Source organism: Sporosarcina sp. FA15 (assembly GCF_051550195.1).
GTDB classification, from domain to species: Bacteria; Bacillota; Bacilli; order Bacillales_A; family Planococcaceae; genus Sporosarcina; species Sporosarcina psychrophila.
In genome coordinates, this window is record NZ_CP188818.1 from 4,531,456 (window position 1) to 4,550,301 (window position 18,846).

Annotated in this window: 12 protein-coding genes and 2 pseudogenes; 8 read left to right on the plus strand and 6 right to left on the minus strand. The window is 40.6% G+C overall.

Features of this window, described 5'->3' with window-relative positions; all coding sequences use genetic code 11:
* Positions 1 to 282: 282 nt before the first annotated feature.
* The 6 genes and pseudogenes from ACP8HG_RS21710 to hutH form a co-directional block, all read left to right on the plus strand.
* Positions 283 to 518: pseudogene (locus ACP8HG_RS21710) on the plus strand (IS1595 family transposase); the annotation flags it as partial.
* 857 nt (positions 519 to 1,375) lie between these two features.
* Positions 1,376 to 1,897, plus strand: coding sequence for a sigma-70 family RNA polymerase sigma factor (locus tag ACP8HG_RS21715; RefSeq protein ID WP_438298685.1), 522 nt, complete (start codon positions 1,376 to 1,378; stop codon positions 1,895 to 1,897).
* On the plus strand, positions 1,890 to 3,209 hold the full coding sequence (locus ACP8HG_RS21720) for a DUF4179 domain-containing protein (RefSeq protein WP_438297986.1): 1,320 nt from the start codon (positions 1,890 to 1,892) through the stop codon (positions 3,207 to 3,209). Before ACP8HG_RS21715 ends, ACP8HG_RS21720 begins: the two co-directional genes overlap by 8 nt.
* Positions 3,210 to 3,989: 780 nt before the next feature.
* On the plus strand, positions 3,990 to 5,666 hold the full coding sequence (gene hutU, locus ACP8HG_RS21725) for a urocanate hydratase (protein ID WP_421102334.1): 1,677 nt from the start codon (positions 3,990 to 3,992) through the stop codon (positions 5,664 to 5,666).
* Positions 5,663 to 6,922, plus strand: coding sequence for an imidazolonepropionase (hutI, locus tag ACP8HG_RS21730; RefSeq protein ID WP_438297987.1), 1,260 nt, complete (start codon positions 5,663 to 5,665; stop codon positions 6,920 to 6,922). The genes hutU and hutI overlap by 4 nt, the downstream gene beginning before the upstream one ends.
* Positions 6,923 to 6,948: 26 nt before the next feature.
* On the plus strand, positions 6,949 to 8,424 hold the full coding sequence (hutH, locus tag ACP8HG_RS21735; RefSeq protein WP_438297988.1) for a histidine ammonia-lyase: 1,476 nt from the start codon (positions 6,949 to 6,951) through the stop codon (positions 8,422 to 8,424).
* Positions 8,425 to 8,527: 103 nt separating this feature from the next.
* On the opposite strand, the gene ACP8HG_RS21740 is transcribed toward hutH, so the two are convergent.
* Complete coding sequence (locus tag ACP8HG_RS21740) at positions 8,528 to 9,766, minus strand: NAD(P)/FAD-dependent oxidoreductase (RefSeq protein WP_438297989.1); 1,239 nt, start codon at positions 9,764 to 9,766, stop codon at positions 8,528 to 8,530.
* A 117-nt stretch (positions 9,767 to 9,883) separates the two neighbouring features.
* On the opposite strand from ACP8HG_RS21740, the gene ACP8HG_RS21745 reads away from it, so the two are divergent.
* Positions 9,884 to 10,771 carry a 5'-3' exonuclease gene (locus ACP8HG_RS21745; protein ID WP_340765949.1) on the plus strand — a complete coding sequence of 296 codons (888 nt, stop codon included), beginning with the start codon at positions 9,884 to 9,886 and terminating at the stop codon, positions 10,769 to 10,771.
* 325 nt (positions 10,772 to 11,096) lie between these two features.
* Here the strand turns inward: ACP8HG_RS21745 and ACP8HG_RS21750 are convergent.
* The 5 genes and pseudogenes from ACP8HG_RS21750 to ACP8HG_RS21770 form a co-directional block, all read right to left on the minus strand.
* Positions 11,097 to 11,432, minus strand: a pseudogene (locus ACP8HG_RS21750) (transposase domain-containing protein); the annotation flags it as partial.
* Between the two features lie 252 nt (positions 11,433 to 11,684).
* Positions 11,685 to 13,094 carry a sensor histidine kinase gene (locus ACP8HG_RS21755; protein ID WP_438297990.1) on the minus strand — a complete coding sequence of 470 codons (1,410 nt, stop codon included), beginning with the start codon at positions 13,092 to 13,094 and terminating at the stop codon, positions 11,685 to 11,687.
* A 1,030-nt stretch (positions 13,095 to 14,124) separates the two neighbouring features.
* Positions 14,125 to 14,637 (minus strand): C39 family peptidase, encoded by a 513-nt coding sequence (locus ACP8HG_RS21760; RefSeq protein ID WP_067206291.1) that lies wholly within the window; start codon positions 14,635 to 14,637, stop codon positions 14,125 to 14,127.
* A 682-nt stretch (positions 14,638 to 15,319) separates the two neighbouring features.
* Positions 15,320 to 15,784, minus strand: a complete 465-nt coding sequence (locus tag ACP8HG_RS21765) for an STAS domain-containing protein (protein ID WP_187046782.1) — start codon at positions 15,782 to 15,784, stop codon at positions 15,320 to 15,322.
* Positions 15,785 to 15,899: 115 nt separating this feature from the next.
* Positions 15,900 to 16,220 carry a thioredoxin family protein gene (locus ACP8HG_RS21770; RefSeq protein WP_067206296.1) on the minus strand — a complete coding sequence of 107 codons (321 nt, stop codon included), beginning with the start codon at positions 16,218 to 16,220 and terminating at the stop codon, positions 15,900 to 15,902.
* A gap of 215 nt (positions 16,221 to 16,435) precedes the next feature.
* Between ACP8HG_RS21770 and ACP8HG_RS21775 the strand changes: the two genes are divergently transcribed.
* Positions 16,436 to 18,820 carry a 3-hydroxyacyl-CoA dehydrogenase/enoyl-CoA hydratase family protein gene (locus ACP8HG_RS21775; RefSeq protein WP_438297991.1) on the plus strand — a complete coding sequence of 795 codons (2,385 nt, stop codon included), beginning with the start codon at positions 16,436 to 16,438 and terminating at the stop codon, positions 18,818 to 18,820.
* The last annotated feature ends 26 nt before the right edge of the window (positions 18,821 to 18,846 follow it).

Consider the following 18,846-nt stretch of genomic DNA (forward strand, 5'->3'; position numbering starts at 1 on the left):
TATGCGACGATGGGTGAAAGGGAATGGACTTTTTTTTTCGGAAGGTTTTTTTCGTGTAGCTAGCCTACTATATAAATGAAGTGAGGATAGACTTTGACTAGCATAGATGATTGCAAATCTTAATATATGTTAATATATGGTTGTGGAAAGTGATTCATGGTATTGTGAGGTAGTTGTAAGAGAGAGAGGCAGTTTTCGTATAGATTGTTACTTTAATAATCAGAGTGTTAAAAGGTTGATACAATGCGGTTAAAGGGGTGTGTTTAATGTGGGGAGAAAGACGAAAAACGTGTTAAGAAGGGGATCTATCACATCCAACACTTCCACAATCGCTTAAAGGCTTGGATGGTACGTTTTCAAGGTGTTGCCACTAAGTATCCGGATAACTACCTTTACTGGTTCCATGGGCTTGAATTTGGCGGAAATTTGTCGTTTGAAAACAGGGCAGAGCATATGCTTATTTCAGCGTGTCGTGTCAAAAATCTAATAATATAACCGTCAATATGCTAAGGCCATAGCGTGAAAAAGCGGAAAACTATCAATTTGATGGTGTGTGTCGCTCCACAAAGTATCAACTATAACTGATGCCTATATAGCAGTAGATTAGTGTAGCGATAAAGGCGAAGGTCCAAACTCCCCCTAACACTTTTTGATTATGAGTGTTTTTACCGTTGTGTAAGTTCTCCATAAAGGTGATAAGATTCAAAAACCATATGACGCCTAATAAAGGCACAACAATAAAGGACATAAATAGCATAAATATTACCTCTCCTTTCCTGATTTTTGAGTATTCTTACATTGTAGTTTAACACATTTTTTTATTCTAATAACAACAAATTTTATGGAAACAGCCTAGGGTAGCTTTTTTTAGTGAGGGCGAAATACCATAAGGAAGGTACTATTAATAGCCATTTTTGCTTTGCTACTTACAGGGTGTAATAAAGGGCTAACGGTCTCCGAATTAAAAAAAGTGAATAGCAGAATGTAATAAATTATTAGAGACGATGCAATAGCCTTCAGTTATTTTACGTTTGATCTGAAACACGGTGCGCTGAATATAGATTTTAGCCAAGGATACACCACTGATTATTCCAACTAGAATGTAAAGCATCAGATCCTTTACAAAATTAAAGGGAAGGCCGATTATGACACTATATAATTTACTAACGATGGCGAATCCCTTTTCTTTCATTCGATACTAGTAAACTGATTGAATTGAAATATGTAATTGATGCCTTTCTAATAAGCTTTTTCAATACCTCGAAAGAGACTGCCATATTAGGTGGTCTTTATTTTTATTTCCCGAAAACTTTTTCGAGTTTCGCGGGTCTAATGTATAAGTGGAAATGGGAATGGAGGTGCGGTTTTGACTGATATGGAATTGGCAGAGAAAGCAATTGCAGGAAACGATGATGCTTTCCTGTCACTTATGTTAATACATAAGGATGCGCTCTATCGAACGGCGCTTGCTTATTTGAAAAACGAGGGAGATGCGCTCGAATCCGTTCAGGAAGTGACTTTCCGTGCATACGAGAAAATTCATTCATTGAAAAAGCCTGAATATGCGAAGACGTGGCTTGTGCGAATCATGATGAATTATTGTCGTGACGTTTTGCAAAAACAAAAGCGACTTATAGTGGACGAAGAAACAGTATTGCAGCATGGTTTTAGTGAGGACTACACCTATCTTGAAGTCGAAGAGGCGATGGCGAAACTAACTGAAGAACAACGTGAACTTATTCATATGAAGTATTTACAAGACGTTAAAATTAAAGAAATCGCTGAGATGTCATCTACACCTGAAGGTACTGTTAAAACTAGACTATATAAAGCGCTCAAGTCACTACGCTCGTTTTTCGATGACAAAGAAGAGAAGGGGGAGATTCGCCGTGTTTGATGAAGAGGAGAAGAAATTGGCGAAGTGGAAAGAAACAATTAAAAAGACAGTTGTATCACAGGATGAACTTGAATTGGCTATCAAGCAAGGGTTTCAGCGAGCGAAGAATGTACCTAAAGTAAAAAAACGTCCTTATGTTAAACGCGGCGTTTGGTCTGTCATTGTAGCAGCAATTCTACTCATCACATTAGTCGCATCGATTCGCGTCATACCCGCCTTTGCGAATGCGGTTGCTTCGATACCGGGAATGGAGAAAGTTGTTGCACTTATCCAGGATAATAAAGGTTTGCAAGCAGCGATTGACAATGAATATTATCAACTGTTGAATCATTCAATTGAAAAGGATGGAGTGACGTTAACACTTGATGGTGCGATTGCGGATGAACAAGAAATGATTATTTTCTATACTGTGAAAGGATTTAATGAAGGTGAGCAGTTTTCTGGAGGGCTTCCACAAATAACAGGTAATGAAGGAGAGGATATTGTAATAAGGGCCTCTGCCGATTCTCTTAATGATGTAGATGGGAAAGGACTTGAACAAGCATCGACGGTAAATGTACAGTTTCAGGAAGGAATTAACAAGAGCGATTTTATTTTCAAAGTGAAATTAGAGTCTGATTCACGATCCATTGAGTATGAAATCCCTTTTTCAATAGCTAAAGAAAAAATGCCTACAATTCGTTATCCGATTAATGAAACCGTTTCGATAGAAGGACAAAAGATAACGATTAAACAAATTGAAATTTCGCCTATAAAAGTGGGTGTTCATGTATTTGTAGATCCTTTAAATACTAAAGAAATTTTCGGTTTTGAAGATTTACGATTAATTGATGATAAGGGAGAGATATGGTCGTCTATTACCAATGGGTTGGTTGCAAGTGGCACTAGTGACTACGGTAAAGTCTATTACCTTCAAAGTAACTACTTTGAACAACCTCAGGGATTGACCCTAACGTTTAATAAATTGCAGGCAATGGATAAAAATGAAGCATACGTAGTAATTGATACGGATAAAGGAATTATCTTGGAACAACCAAAGGATCAAAGATTTACGGTGAAAAAAACGACACATAGCCTAATCGAGCTGTACCTTAATGGTGAAAAAGAATTCCACCATGATCCATTCAACTCATTTTTTGATGCCGAAGGAAAAGAGATTCAATCGATGGGAGGAGGATTTTCGCGCAACTCTGACGAACGAATTGAGATAAGTGTGAGACTTCTGGATGAACCCTATGTAAACCCGATTAAATTGCCTTTGTATGGATACCCGCAATGGATTGAAGGTAAGGCAGAAATCAAAATTAAATAATAAAAGAGTTCCATGGCATTCAATTCATAAAGCCATGGAACTCTTTTTGTAATATAGAATTGCTACTTCATCGCATGTCTACACATTTTTCTTGGTAATCGTATGGTGCTTATTCATCGGTCGCGCTCCAAATGTATAAATACACAAAGTGCTAAAGCTTTCAGGGACGAAAGAATAGCGGATCATCTTATCTGGATAATAGCCGCCAAAGATACAATTTTGGCGGCTGAAGCCTTCTACGTAGTCTTGTCTTTTTAATTGAAGGAAGAGTCACTTTTTTTTAGTCCATCGCATGATAAGATGAATAATTTTTACTGAAAGTAAGCAAGGACACATTGTACAAAGCACTAGAGTGCCCGAAATTGTATCTTCGGGCACTTACAACCTTTTTCAAGAGTCATCTATTCTTTTTTTCTAAAGTAGCTGTATTTTTCACTTGAATGTTGTAGGAACGCGACAGGCAACTATTCGTAACAGGATAAATGAAAAGAGTGTGTCTAGGAATGACGAAGTCATTTCTAGACACACTCTTCCATCGGTAAAGATGTCATGAATAGTTCGCCGAAAGCGGACCGGAAATGATTCAGTGAAAATGGAGTTTTTCAAATCTTTCTTACCTGCTTTTGATGCAAGAAAATGGTTAATCAATAGATTAGTAACTTCACTGCTTTATCTCACTACAATAGCACCCTATTAGCACGGACTAAATTTTCTGAATACCGAACAATAAAGCGCTTTCATCGTGTACGATACTAGTAGAATAGTAAGGAGGGGTTCATAGTGGGGAAAGCATCTGAAAAGGTTATTCGTTACCGTGGGACTGAGTTGAACACGAAGGGGTGGCAGCAGGAGGCGGCGCTTCGTATGCTGATGAATAACTTAGACGCGGAAGTGGCTGAGCATCCGGATGACCTTGTTGTTTACGGTGGCATTGGAAAGGCGGCACGAAATTGGGAGTCGTTTGACGCAATTGTCCGCTCGTTGAAAGAACTTGAAAATGATGAAACATTACTTGTGCAATCGGGGAAACCAGTTGCGATATTCAAGTCACATACAGACGCACCAAAAGTATTGATTGCGAACTCGAATCTAGTCCCGGCCTATGCCAACTGGGAACATTTCCATGAGCTCGATAAAAAAGGACTTATGATGTACGGACAAATGACGGCGGGAAGCTGGATTTATATCGGTTCACAAGGAATCGTGCAAGGGACATACGAAACGTTTGCGGAACTGGCGAAACAGCATTTTGGAGAGTCGCTGAAAGGCACGATTACACTAACTGCTGGACTCGGGGGGATGGGGGCTGCACAGCCGCTAGCGGTAACGATGGCCGGGGGAGTCTGTATCGGTATCGAAGTAGATGAAACGCGAATTGATCGCCGAATTGAAACACGCTATACCGATGTGAAAACAGATTCACTTGAAGAGGCGATCCGTCTTGCTGAAGAAGCAAAAAAAGAGGGCAGTGCACTGTCAATCGGTCTGTTAGGTAATGCATCGGAAGTGCTTCCTGCGATGCTTGCGATTGGATTTATCCCAGATGTGTTAACTGATCAGACATCTGCACATGATCCGTTAAACGGTTATATCCCATCTGGTATGTCACTAGAGGAAGCCGCGAAACTGCGAGCGGAAAATCCGGAGGCGTATATCAAACGGTCGAAAGCATCGATGGCAAAACATGTTGAAGCAATGCTAGACATGATGGATAAAGGTGCAATTACGTTCGATTACGGTAACAACATTCGTCAGGTGGCGAAAGATGAAGGCGTAACTCGTGCATTCGATTTCCCAGGATTTGTTCCCGCCTATATCCGTCCACAGTTTTGTGAAGGAAAAGGGCCATTCCGCTGGGTTGCTCTATCAGGAGATCCTGAAGATATTTATAAAACAGATGAAGTTATTTTACGTGAATTTGGTGATAACAAACATTTGTGCAACTGGATTCGAATGGCACAAGATAAAATTCAGTTTCAAGGACTGCCGTCACGGATTTGCTGGCTAGGGTACGGAGAACGTGCCCGCTTTGGAAAAATCATTAATGATATGGTCGCTTCGGGCGAATTAAAAGCACCGATTGTCATTGGGCGAGATCATCTCGACTCGGGATCAGTTGCATCGCCAAACCGTGAGACGGAAGCGATGAAAGACGGTTCGGATGCAGTAGCTGACTGGCCGCTGTTGAATGCAATGATTAACGCAGTCGGCGGAGCTACTTGGGTTTCCATTCATCATGGAGGCGGCGTTGGGATGGGTTATTCGGTTCATGCAGGTATGGTTATTGTCGCGGATGGAACCAAAGAAGCAGAAGCTCGAATCGAACGTGTATTAACGACAGATCCAGGAATGGGTATAGTCCGTCATGTTGATGCGGGCTATGAACTTGCCGAAAAAACGGCGTGGGAAAAAGGGGTCAACATTCCGATGATGGCAAAAGAGGCGATTGAAGAATGACAAAAATTATATGGATTAAACATGCAGCGCAACTTGCGACGTTAGCCCAAGCTGGTACAGCCCCGCGAATAAAAGAAGCGATGAATGATTTATCAATTATAGAAGACGGCAGTATCTGGATAGAAGATGGGATCATAAGAGCAGTCGGCACGACTCAACAATTAGAAGAGCAGTTCAAAGACCGCGCCCATGAAGCGGAAATCACAGACGCAACTGGTCATCTCGTTACTCCAGGCCTCGTCGATCCGCATACACATGTCGCCTATGGTGGCAGTCGCGAACGTGAATTTGAAATGCGACTTGAAGGCGCGACCTATATGGAAATTATGAATGCAGGTGGCGGTATTCATGCGACAACAAAAATGACTCGTGAAGCAACTGAAGATGAACTTGTTGAGCAGACGAAGAAACGCCTTGATTCGTTTCTGAAACACGGCGTCACAACTGTCGAGGGGAAAAGTGGGTACGGCTTAGATTTGGCAACGGAACTAAAACAGCTCCGTGTCATGAAACGCTTGCAGCAAGAACATGCGATTGACCTTGTGCCAACGTTCATGGGTGCACATGCAGTGCCGACAGAATTCAAAGGACGGGAAGACGAGTATATAGATCTTGTCGTCAATGAAATGCTTCCTGCTGTTGTCAATGAAAAGCTAGCAGTCTTCAATGATGTATTTTGTGAAGTCGGTGTTTTCACACCTGAACAATCACAACGGATTTTAGAAGCAGGGAAAAAGTATGGTCTGATACCAAAAATCCATGCGGATGAAATTGAACCCTATGGCGGCGCGGAACTGGCGGCGAAAGTTGGAGCGATTTCAGCAGAGCATTTATTGAAAGCGTCTGATGAAGGAATTAAAGCGATGGCAGATTCCGGAACAATCGCTTGTTTATTGCCAGCAACCGCGTTATATCTTAGGGAGCAAGCAGCACAAGGGCGCAAGATGATTGACGCTGGCGTACCGGTCGCGATATCGACAGATTGTAATCCCGGATCTTCACCGACGACATCGATGCCACTTGTTATGAACTTAGCGTGTATATCGATGCGACTAACACCGGCAGAAGCGCTTACTGCCGCGACCTATAACGCGGCTTGTGCAATCCAAATGGCAGATAAAACAGGATCATTGGAAATAGGTAAACAAGGGGATGTCGTTCTATGGGACATTTCAAACTACCAAGAACTTCAATACTTGTTCGGGGTGAACCATGTTAAGTCCGTCTGGAAAAAAGGTATAAAAGTCGTTGGATGATTAATATTAATTAAAGGATGGTTGTCATGATTGAATTAACAGGATCGTCACTAAATCTGGCTCAAATGAACGACATCATATATAAAGAAATCGGGGTTTCATTGAACGATGAAGCCTTGGAACGTGTTAATAAAAGCCGGGCTGCGGTTGAGAAAATTGTTAGTGAAGACCGGACCGTATACGGGATTAATACGGGGTTTGGTAAGTTCAGCGACGTTAAAATCGATGAAAAGGATACGAAAGCATTGCAATTACACTTGATCCGATCGCATTCATGCGGCGTTGGAGAAGCGTTTCCTGAAAACGTTTCGCGTGCGATGGTGGTACTACGTCTGAATGCGCTTTTAAAAGGTTTCTCCGGAATCCGTGCAGAAGTGCTAGAACGGTTTGCTTATATGGTGAATAATCGCATTCACCCGGTCATTCCACAGCAAGGTTCACTTGGTGCATCAGGTGATCTGGCGCCATTGTCTCATCTCGCGCTTGTTTTACTTGGCGAAGGATTTGTCTGGCAAGACGGCTTGCACGTTCCAACTGCAACTATTTGGAATGAGCATGGCATGTCGCCAATTGTGCTCGAAGCGAAAGAGGGGCTAGCGCTCATTAACGGGACGCAAGCAATGACTGCGCAAGGCGTTGTCAATTATTTGGAGGCAGAATCACTTGCGTATGCTAGCGAGTGGGTTGCTGCAATGACAATGGAAGCGCTCTATGGAATTACGGACGCATTTCATCCGGCGATTCACGAAGCGCGCGGTTATCCGGAACAAGTGGATGTGGCGGCGAGGATGCTGGATTGGTTGAAAGGGAGTCGTCTGACAACCATTCAAGGCGAAAAACGTGTCCAAGACGCTTATTCAATTCGTTGTATTCCACAAGTGCACGGCGCGAGCTGGCAAGTACTTGGTTATGTAAAAGAGAAGCTAGAGATTGAGATGAATGCCGCGACGGATAATCCACTTATTTTCGATGATGGCGATACGGTTGTATCTGGCGGTAACTTCCATGGTCAACCGATTGCGTTTGCGATGGACTTCTTGAAGCTGGGCGTAGCAGAACTTGCAAGTATTTCCGAACGTCGTATTGAACGGCTCGTTAATCCACAATTGAATGAAGGATTGCCGCCGTTCCTGAGTCCAGAACCTGGGTTACAATCGGGTGCAATGATTTTACAATATTCAGCAGCCAGCCTTGTTTCTGAGAATAAAACACTTGCACACCCAGCGTCCGTTGACTCGATTCCATCGTCTGGCAACCAGGAAGATCATGTATCAATGGGAACAATCGGTGCCAGGCATGCACATGCCATCATAAAAAATGCGAGAAATGTACTCGCAATTGAAGCGCTTTGCGCACTGACAGGCTGTTCCATTAGAGGGGCAGAACAAATGGCACCAAAAACCCGTGTCAAGTTCGATCAATTGCTGGAAATCGTGCGACCAATTGAAGAAGATCGTATTTTTACGCCGGATATTGAAAAGCTTGCTCAATTTCTAGTCTGATAACTAGCAAAAAACCGAAGCGGATTTTAGGAGGCTTCGGTTTTTTGTATTGTCTCTCTTTGAGAACTTTGAACTTTTTACTCGTTATCATCATGTTCATTGGTCAGGCAATTCCGCTTCTTCCACCAGCTAAAGCGGTTGCGGAGCGTTCGAGTTGAACGATATGCGCATCAGAATTGGCTTTGCCCGTCATAATATCAGCGAGAATTTTTGAACCAAGCATACTGTAAACAGTTCCATTACCTCCATAGCCAAGTAGATAATAATGATTTCTTTTTGATGGATGCTCTCCGATGAATGGTAAGTTGTCCAGAGATTCTCCAAATGTTGCACAATAAGCGTAGTCAATTTCAATCGGAAGTTCGGGGAAAAGTTCTTGCAGCTGTTTTTTTAAGATTGCACCGTGCTTCATAATCGATTCATTTGAAAGAGGGGCTTGGGGTTTGTCCTCGTCGAGCCCGCCTACAATGATTCGGTTGTCCTCCGTTGTCCGCATATAGAGATACGGGCGCTTTGATTCCCAAATGAGCGCATTTTCATGCCAAATCGGAGAATCGTCAATTGGCTCAGTGACAATGACGTACGAACGGTTAATGTCGGCACCAATTCGTTTTCCTACAGGAAGGGTCTCGTATCCAGTTGTAAAAAGAACATTATCCGCATAAAAATCCCCTGCAGATGTGGAAATGTGCAACAGTCCATTTTCGTCGTTTATGTCCGTCACTTCTGTAAATTCGAAGAGATGGACGCCCATTGATTCGACCAATTGTAATAGTCCGTTGACGAATTTGTAAGGGTTCACTTCAGCATCACCGTATGTCACGATTGCTCCCGGTTTCGAAAACGGCAGATGCTTGCAGATTTCTACCTCGTCCCAAAAATCGCAAGGAAATCCATAATGCGTTAATGTATCATATTCTTTCCTAATGCGTTTTAAATCATTGTCGTCACTTGCATAATAAATGCTTGGCCGACTGATGAAATCAGGGTTAAGCGGCAGTCGTTCAGCTGTCTTTTTTAGGTTTTCCATTGCTTCCAAGCATAACTGATAAAAATGTACAGCATCCTTTTCTCCAATTTGTTCGATTAATTCATGGAGCATGATGTCATTTGAATATTGAAGCAATCCCGTATTTGCCATTGTGCTGCCAGTAGCCATCTGCCGCTTGTCTAGCACTGCGATTGAAAGACCTTTGTCAGCCAATGCAAGTGACGAAAGAGCTCCCGACATCCCTCCACCTACAATAATGACATCATAATGTGACGCGATTTCTACTTTTTTTCGTTCGGGGGGAATTGGCATCGTTCCTGGCCAATACAATGAACCTTCGTGAATATGCATACTTACAACCTCCTCTATGAAATCTATTATTCTTTACCCCCAAACTACTGATTGAAAGCATGTTATCATTGATGAAGTTCTACTAATAAAGTTTGGCAGATGGAGGAAGAAGATTAAATGACTATAGAAGAAAAACCACATATTTTAATAATCGACGGAATGGCACTCTTATTCCGCTCCTTTTTTGCAACTTCGGCGATGGGGCATTATTTCCCGAATGACGCTGGAATTCCGACGAATGCAGTGCAGGGGTTTGCCCGTCATACTATGACAGCGACCTCGATATTCAAACCTACACATATGGCGGTTTGTTGGGATATGGGCGCGCAAACGTTCCGCAATGACTTATTTGAAGGATATAAAGCAAACCGGCCTGCACCGGCGCCGGAGCTCGTACCGCAGTTTGATATGGCAAGAAGTGTTTCTGAATTAATTGGTTGGAAAAACTACGGAGTGCCAGGCATGGAAGCAGACGATCTGATTGGTTCATTCGTTCAGGCTTGGGAGGGGAAAGCGGAGATTACAATCGTGACTGGCGATAAAGATATGTTGCAGTTGCTTAGACCGGGTGTCCGTATTGCATTTACGAAAAAAGGTTTTAATGTTTACGATATTTACACAGAGGAACGTTTCATTGAAGAGTATGGAATTACCCCTATCCAGTTTATTGACACAAAAGCATTCACTGGGGATACAAGTGACGGCTATCCTGGAGTGAGAGGCATCGGACCAAAAACTGCACTTAAACTCATTAAAGAATATGGATCGGTGGAAGGCGTGATTCAATCATTGCATGAGTTGACGCCGGCAATACGCAAGAAAATCGAGGAAGAGATGGACATGCTCTTATTATCCAAAAAACTTGCAGAAATCCATTGTGAATTAAAAATGGATGATCCAATCGAAACCCTGAAAATACCTGTTTATGATGGAGTTGTAAGGGAACTGATAGATAGAGAAGGTTATTCCATGATTGTTAGACAAGCGGATTCGCTATTTCTATAAATATACGAGGGGGATGCGTGTGAAAAAAGTTTACAATATATGCGCATAAAAATCGCGGCGGAAGCCAAGAAAATAGTTCAAGCTTGGGCTACTTGTCCGAGGGCATTTCTACAAAGAAAGGCGAAGTGTCGACCCACTGAAGGAATTTCACCATGGTGCAAAAGCGAACGCGATTTGTTTGAACATTGCAGAAACGGTTAAAAGCAAGGGCATCGAATTCTATGAGGATGTTAAGAAAATTTTAACGGTTCTAAGTATTCAACAAATGATGAGGTTTTAGTTCAGTACTTGTCCTCAACGAAAAACATTAAAGCCACTTGTAGCACTAAATAAAATAGCCGTCTATACGATTAAAAAAATCGTATAGACGGCTATTTGTCATGCGTACCGTGATATGCTTTGTTTTGTTTTTACTTGGGACGTGGCAATCTGTTGGTAGGGTCTTTGGCGAGCAGTTGATCAAGCGCTTTGGAACCCGTTAGATTGATTACAGGCAACTGTTCAAATACGTAGGTTACGTAAATCAACGGATTTAAGTGATTTTCTTTGGCAGCTTCCACGATACTATAGACGATTGCTTTTGCGTCTTTCTTCGATTGAGAGAAAAGCAATTTTTTCGACCAATCACGAAGGGCTTAATTGCTCGTTCACTTCGATTATTATGCGGCCATCCTGTTAAAAGCACACTAATCCGTGCCAAAAGAGAAGTAACTAAAGGATTACTTTAGTTTAAGAAATGGAGCTAAATACTTCCGTGAATTGGTGTTATGTCTACACATTGAATACGGAATACATATGAATAATCATTCGAATTAAGAAAGCACAAAATTAGGAAATTAGTAGCATAAACCAGCGAGATAAATGAAAAAACTCCCCACAACTAGTAGTAGGGAGTTTACAATTTCATTCAAATTTACTTTAGAGGGATTCCCACAAGGGCTATAGTCTCTAAATCATTTATTGAATCAATTGAGATTTCCCCATTATATCTATTCACAACTTCCTTCACTATAAATAAACCTTGCCCTCTTATCTTTCCTTGTTCTGCATTTTTTGTTGAATATCCTTGTTTAAAAATATGTTCATTGTCACTAATTTTAGGTCCAGTATTCGTTATCTTAAATAGATACTGCGTAACATCCGTTTGACAGCTAATTGTTATTTTACGTTCAGCTACAGGTAATGCAACTGTTGCATCAATTGCATTATCAATTAAATTCGACAGTATTATGATTAAATCTGTTGTTTTTATTTTATCGAATGCATCATGAGAAACCGTAAAATTCATATCAATATGATAATTTTGTGCAGCCAGTTTCTTTGTTTGCAGTAAGATTGATAGACCAGGATGATCTATATTTAATTTTAGACTTTCTAGCGCCAGAACTTCTTTTGACAAAGATGATATGTATTGCTGAGCTTGCTTAGATTCCCCTAGTTGAAGTAGTCCGTGTAAAACCTGAATATGATTGGTGAAATCATGTCTTAAAGAAGATATGGAAGTGATTAACGTTTTAAGTTCAGCTTGGTATGTATCTTCTGTATAGCCGACTTCCTTTGCCACTTCTTGTTGATACCATCTTTGCAAAAATAAAAAAGATCCGATTACGACCAAAATAAAGGCACCATTAAAGACGAAGAGAAGGATATTATTTTTCAGTACTGTCCCTTTAATATAATCAAGTGTATCAACACTAATATCGATACCTAAGTATCCCATGACAATTCCTGCTTCATCCTTTATAGGCACTCCAACAGAAAGAAAAGTGCCATAAACGGCATCCTCAATTACATCTGTAATATAGGTATTTCCTTCAAAGGCTATTTTGACCTGCTTTTCGGGCACTGTACCAACCGATCCGATGCTATAGCTCTCTTCTAATTCCTTGGGTAATCCGCCTATCATTGAGTTCGATACTATTGGATTATCGATTTTCAGTGTATACACAAATAATGCACCCAGTTTTTCTCTTGCATCAACTAGGTAGTTTGTTAATTCCCAATAATAGTCGTTTTTCGCAGGATTATTCAAAAATTTCTGATACGTTTCTTTGTCTATCGCAGACGCAATGGATTCTGCTGCTGCAAGACTTTGATTGGCGATTGACTCTTCAACTGTCTTTTTTATCTTCACATAAGAGGTGAAGACATTTAAACTTGTAAACAACAATAACAAGATAGCAGATAATACTAAAATAAGTTTAATTTTACTATTTTTCATAAAAATTAGTACTTCCTCATCTGTTTTAATTGAAAAGCATAGATTATCCGAATCTAATATAAAATATTCTTTTGCCAATGAAATTAAAAATTCGCTTTTCACAAATAGCATTACTATCATATTTTCTTGAAGACATTACTTGTTTAACCTACTGTAATAGAATCACGAAATCTAATAAGGTCAGTCGCTTCTCATTAGGTTCGATGTTTGTTGAAGGTACTATGATATCGCGATTTAGTTCTTCACTTTCATAAGTGTAGTCATTTGTGGCAGTAATAATGACTTTATATAAACCACTCGTGACATTTGAAACAATGATGTAAAAGTCGTTTTGATTTTCATTATTTGTTGGACTCACTTCAAAAGCTGCTGATAAATGTTCAATGATAGTTTTTTAGGTGAATTGACTTGTCCCTCGACTAATGCGGAATAATTCACTATTAAAATAGAAACAATTAATAGAATTGTTACTATAATTACCACCTTTTTTCATCATAACCATCATCACTATAAGATTATTATAGCAATTTTTGGGGTATTTACCTAATCATACTATACAAATTGATGTTTTTCTTATTGAGTAACAAAGCTAAATACTGCCGAGAACGGGTGTTATGTCTAATAGAGGGGATGCAGCATTCGAACTGGAATTAGAGCACTTTCAAATCTAACACAATACTCCATATTTATATTTACAATTTCTTTAGATGCGTTAAACCTATTAACTATTTAAGGTCGTCAATGAATCAATATATTTCTAAATTTAACAATTAAATACATGGTAAATAGTGCATTATGTGAAATAATGTCAGGATAGTGTTGTAGTAACTCATGATCAGTGGTTAACTAATTTAAAAAAGGTGGGAACTATATATGTTAAACAAATGAATACGACGTATACGCTTTACAAGGGCTTTTGGGAGGCCAATGAAAAAGACCTAGTAATTAGAATGAATTAGGATTCCCACTAATGCCGCTTCGCCGCTTTGTGGATGCCTCCCGCAACCATAAAACGCTCGTACAGCTAGGATCAAAAGTTTGGCCACGCTGAAGCAGACTTTAGCGTATATAGAAAAATGAAAAAATCCTTACCCGAGTCGGAAACTGATTTGGGTAGGGATTTTTGGATTTACTATTCAGTAGGCTCAATCTTTATAAAAGATAAAATTGACCTATTCATCTTATATGAAATATGCCGGACCTGGCTATCCCGGTTTCTTCCCCCGTTGTCATGAATAAAGAGAAAAATATCGTCAGCTGTCTCTTCATAGCCTATGACAGGTACCCAATGATAGTCGAATCCATACTTGCCGCGCCAACGAAATGTAAACCATTTATCAAATTTTGCAGCGACGGGCCGGCCGTTGTCGAGTTGTCTTTTCACTTCATCAATAGTGCACCCCGCAACTGTCCATTCTACTCCAAGCACTTTGCGCATATTTCGGATGAAGCGGTATTTGAATAGACCAATTTTTGTGCTACCTAGGAGACGATATAATTCATTTGTTGTGTAAGGGCACCCCTGTGGAAAAAGATGTTGAGTCATTACAAATGCTGTTACCGGTCCGCATGCTGATGATCGAATCGATTGTTCAACATCCTCATCAAATTGGGATTTTCCTTTGACGTTCAATATAGTTTTCATTCATCTACCTCCAGAAAAAAAGAGCTCTACCTAGCGTGAAATCACTGAAAAAGTTCTAATACTTAGAACTAATTAGAATTCCTGCCAATACCGCTTCGCCGCTTTGTGGATGCCTCCCGCGATAAGCCAGAAAGAAGACCGCTGGGAGGGATTGAACTGCATCCCTCCTTAGTCTTATCGCTCCGGCTACCACGAAGACGCGCCTTCGCTGGATGTTCTATGCGAGAAAGGGCATTCATTATCTGTCATAAAATCTGCAACCTGGAGTGCATCTATCTTGACTATAAGTAGTATCAACTAGAAATCACATTAAAGTCTCGGTATATACATCTCAAAATTATATTTTTCTCGATAATGGACAACCTAGCGCAGGCGCGGCAAAGGGGTCGCCGAAGCCGTAAGACTGGATGCGAAGCGCTAATCCAGGCTTAGGGCGAGAGGCATCCCCAAAGCGCCAAGCGATCTACAATCCAAAAACCGAATAACATCTCTCTCATTAATTGAGCGCCACGGCAGATTCAATAGGATTCTGTAATTCAACATATATAGTTAGTAGATTATCACCGTAGCTCTCACGGTGATAACACGAAAGTTTGTACGTTGAAATATTTATTGCAATACAGTATAGTCTTCCTGGTAGCAAGTGAAGGTATTCAAATTTGGTAGAAAAAAACTCACTTCATTAAAACAATTGAAGTGAGTTTCCTGTTTCTTTAAGTAATACTGCTAATGAAGTTCTGAAGTTTACGTAGGTTTCAATTTCCAAGTGGATGCCGGCAGATACGATTTCTCTGACAATCCTCGGATTAAAACCGACAAAAATTGGACGTACCCCCATCAGTTTTAATGTGTTATTCAGTTGATTGATTTCAAGAGTAAGTATATTAAAATCATATTCCTCAACGTCTTTGAGACCTACCCCGGTGAAATCGAATACTGCACACACCGTACTTCTATGAATTCCAACATAATCGAGAACGCGGGTGCGGATCAAATTAAAGCGATCCTGACCGGTGTGACCCGAAATCGGGACGAGAATCGTATTTTCGACGATTGAAGGAATGATTGGTGCTGATGTTTCAAGTATAATCTTTTCATAGGAAGCAATTTTAGCTTTAAGCAGTTGGATTTCATTCTCGTAGTCCACTAATACACACCCCGTTATCATTTTTTCTAGTATACTTCATCTAGATAAAAGGTGCACCGAAAATGAAAAAACGGATAGACATAAGTCCATCCGTTTAGGTAAAGCTTCTATACAGTTACGCTTTTACGCCTTCAAGGAAATCCGTCACTTGTGATGGCGATTTTGCATTTGCACTATGCAGATGCGCTTGCTTTTCACCGTTTTGGAAAATCAGTAAACTAGGAATTCCCATGACGTCATACTTATCAGCGATTTCCGGCAGTACGTCACGGTCGACATCATACCATGTGTATTCATCATATTTCTCGACGATTGGATCAATAAACATATCCATACGTCTGCAGTCAGGGCACCATCCTGCCTGGAATTTTACAAGTGCTTTAGAATCGCCGGCAATAATTTCATTAAATTGTTCAACTGTTGTAATTGGTTTCATAATATATATTGACCTCCTTTATATGGACAGTGTACAACGTAATCACTTTAGTCGGGTAATGATATGTTTCAGATAGGAAGTTGAAAAAATTTAGATTTAAATATTGCGAAAACTAGCAATATGTTCTACACTGAGAGATATAGAAACGGTTTCTATTTTTTTTGCCCATTAAATGAATGAGTGTTCATTCAAACGAAAAAAGGGAGGCTTCGCAAGTGACTTATCAAATTAAAAAAGCGGCAGTTTTAGGTTCAGGCGTTATGGGTTCGGGTATTGCAGCTCATCTCGCTAATATAGGAATTCCAGTTTTACTTTTGGATATCGTTCCTGGAAAGTTAACTGAAGAGGAAGCTACAAAAGGGCTTACGCTTGAAGATGGCATCGTACGAAATAAAATTGCGGCAGGTGCTTTGCAGAAATTAGTGAAACAAAAACCTGCACCCCTAACGAAGAAAAGTAATCTGTCCCTTATAGAAGCAGGGAATTTCGAAGATGATCTGGATAAATTAAAAGATGTTGACTGGATTATTGAAGTGATTGTTGAAAATCTTGATGTTAAAAAAGGTTTGTATGAAAAAATAGATGCAGTTCATAAACCGGGTACAATCATCACTTCAAATACATCGGGTATTAGTATTGAAGCGATGGCGGCAGGACGTTCGGAAGATTTCCAAAAACATTTCATGGGCACACATTTTTTCAATCCACCGCGTTACTTGAAATTACTTGAGATTATTCCAGCGAGCACAACGGCTCCGGAAGTTATAGAGTTTATGACCCGTTTTGGTGAAGATACGCTTGGTAAGGGAGTTGTCATTGCAAAAGATACGCCGAACTTCATCGCGAACCGAATCGGTACATATGGCCTTCTTATCACATTACGCGAGATGGAGAAACGCGGCTATTCGATTGGAGAAGTTGACTCGGTGACGGGTACCTTGATTGGCCGTCCGACATCGGCAACATTCCGTACGCTTGACGTTGTTGGACTAGATACGTTCATGCATGTGGCGAAAAACGTTTACGACAAGACGGAAGGCGAAGAGCAAAAAGTGTTTGAATTGCCGCCATTCATGAAGAAAATGATTGATAATGGCTGGATTGGTGCCAAGGCAAAACAAGGATTTTATCTCAAAAAAGGTAAAGAGATTCTTGAACTAGATACAGAGACATTTGAATACAGTCCAGCTAAAAAGTTGAAAACACCTTCTATTGAAATGGCTAAACAACAAAAAGGACTTGCTAATAGAGTGAAAACGCTCGTCTATGCGGATGATCGCACTGGTGAAATCTTGTGGAGTATCCTGTCACCAACATTGCTTTATTCTGCAGAACTAAACGGTGAAATTGCAGATGATATCGTTGCAATCGACAATACCATGAAATGGGGCTTCGGATGGCAGCAAGGACCATTTGAAATCTGGGATGCAATCGGCGTAGCAAAATCTGTTGAGAAGATGAAAGATGAAGGCGGGAAAGTTCCAGCATTCGTTCAAAGTTTGCTCGACAAAGGCTATGAAACTTTCTATAAAGAAGAAGACAATGAACTTTACTTCTTCGATGGAGAAGATTACAAGCTTGTTCCTGTTAATGAAAAAGTAATTGACTTGAAGCGCTATAAGCAAAAACATGGCGTTATCAAAAAGAATTCAGGTGCTAGTTTAATCGACCTTGGCGATGGAGTGGCACTTCTTGAATTCCATTCACAATCGAATTCAATTGGTCCTGACATCATTCAAATGATCAACTTCGCCGTTGATGAAGTTGAGAAAAATTTCAAAGGGCTTGTCATTGGAAATCAAGGCAAAAATTTCTGTGTAGGTGCAAACCTTGGAATGATTCTAATGGAAGCGCAGGATGACAATATCTTTGAACTTGATTTCACTGTTCGCTCATTCCAAAACGCCATGATGAAAATCAAGTATTCCTCAAAACCTGTTGTTGCAGCGCCATTTGCAATGACGCTTGGGGGAGGGACTGAGGTTTGTCTACCGGCAGCTCATATTCAAGCTTCAATGGAAACGTATATGGGACTTGTTGAAGTCGGCGTTGGTTTGATACCGGGTGGTGGCGGAAACGTAGGACTTTATACGAAACATTTAAAAGGATTGCCAAAGGGCGTTCACATTGACTATCAATTTGTTGCCAATAAAGTTTTCGAATCAATCGCGACTGCAAAAGTGTCTACTTCAGGAGACGAAGCATGTGAAAATAACTTCCTCGATTTCGCAGATGGTATTAGTGTCAATGCAGATCACTTAATCTATGATGCGAAACAGGCAGCTATTGCATTGTTTGACATGGGTTATAAAGCACCTAAACGTGAGAAATTCCCTGTTACAGGTGATTCGGGTTATGCAACGATGCTTCTCGGGGCAGAGGGCATGTTCCTATCTGGCTTTATCAGCGAGCATGATCTGAAAATCGCGAAGAAGCTGGCGTTTGTTTTATCCGGCGGAAAAGTACCATACGGAACACTTGTTGACGAACAATATATGTTGGACCTTGAACGTGAAGCTTTCCTTAGCCTTGTGGCGGAACCAAAATCACAACAGCGTATGCAACACATGCTCGTAAAAGGTAAACCGTTACGTAACTGATTTAAAGTGCATAGCAAAGAGGAGGA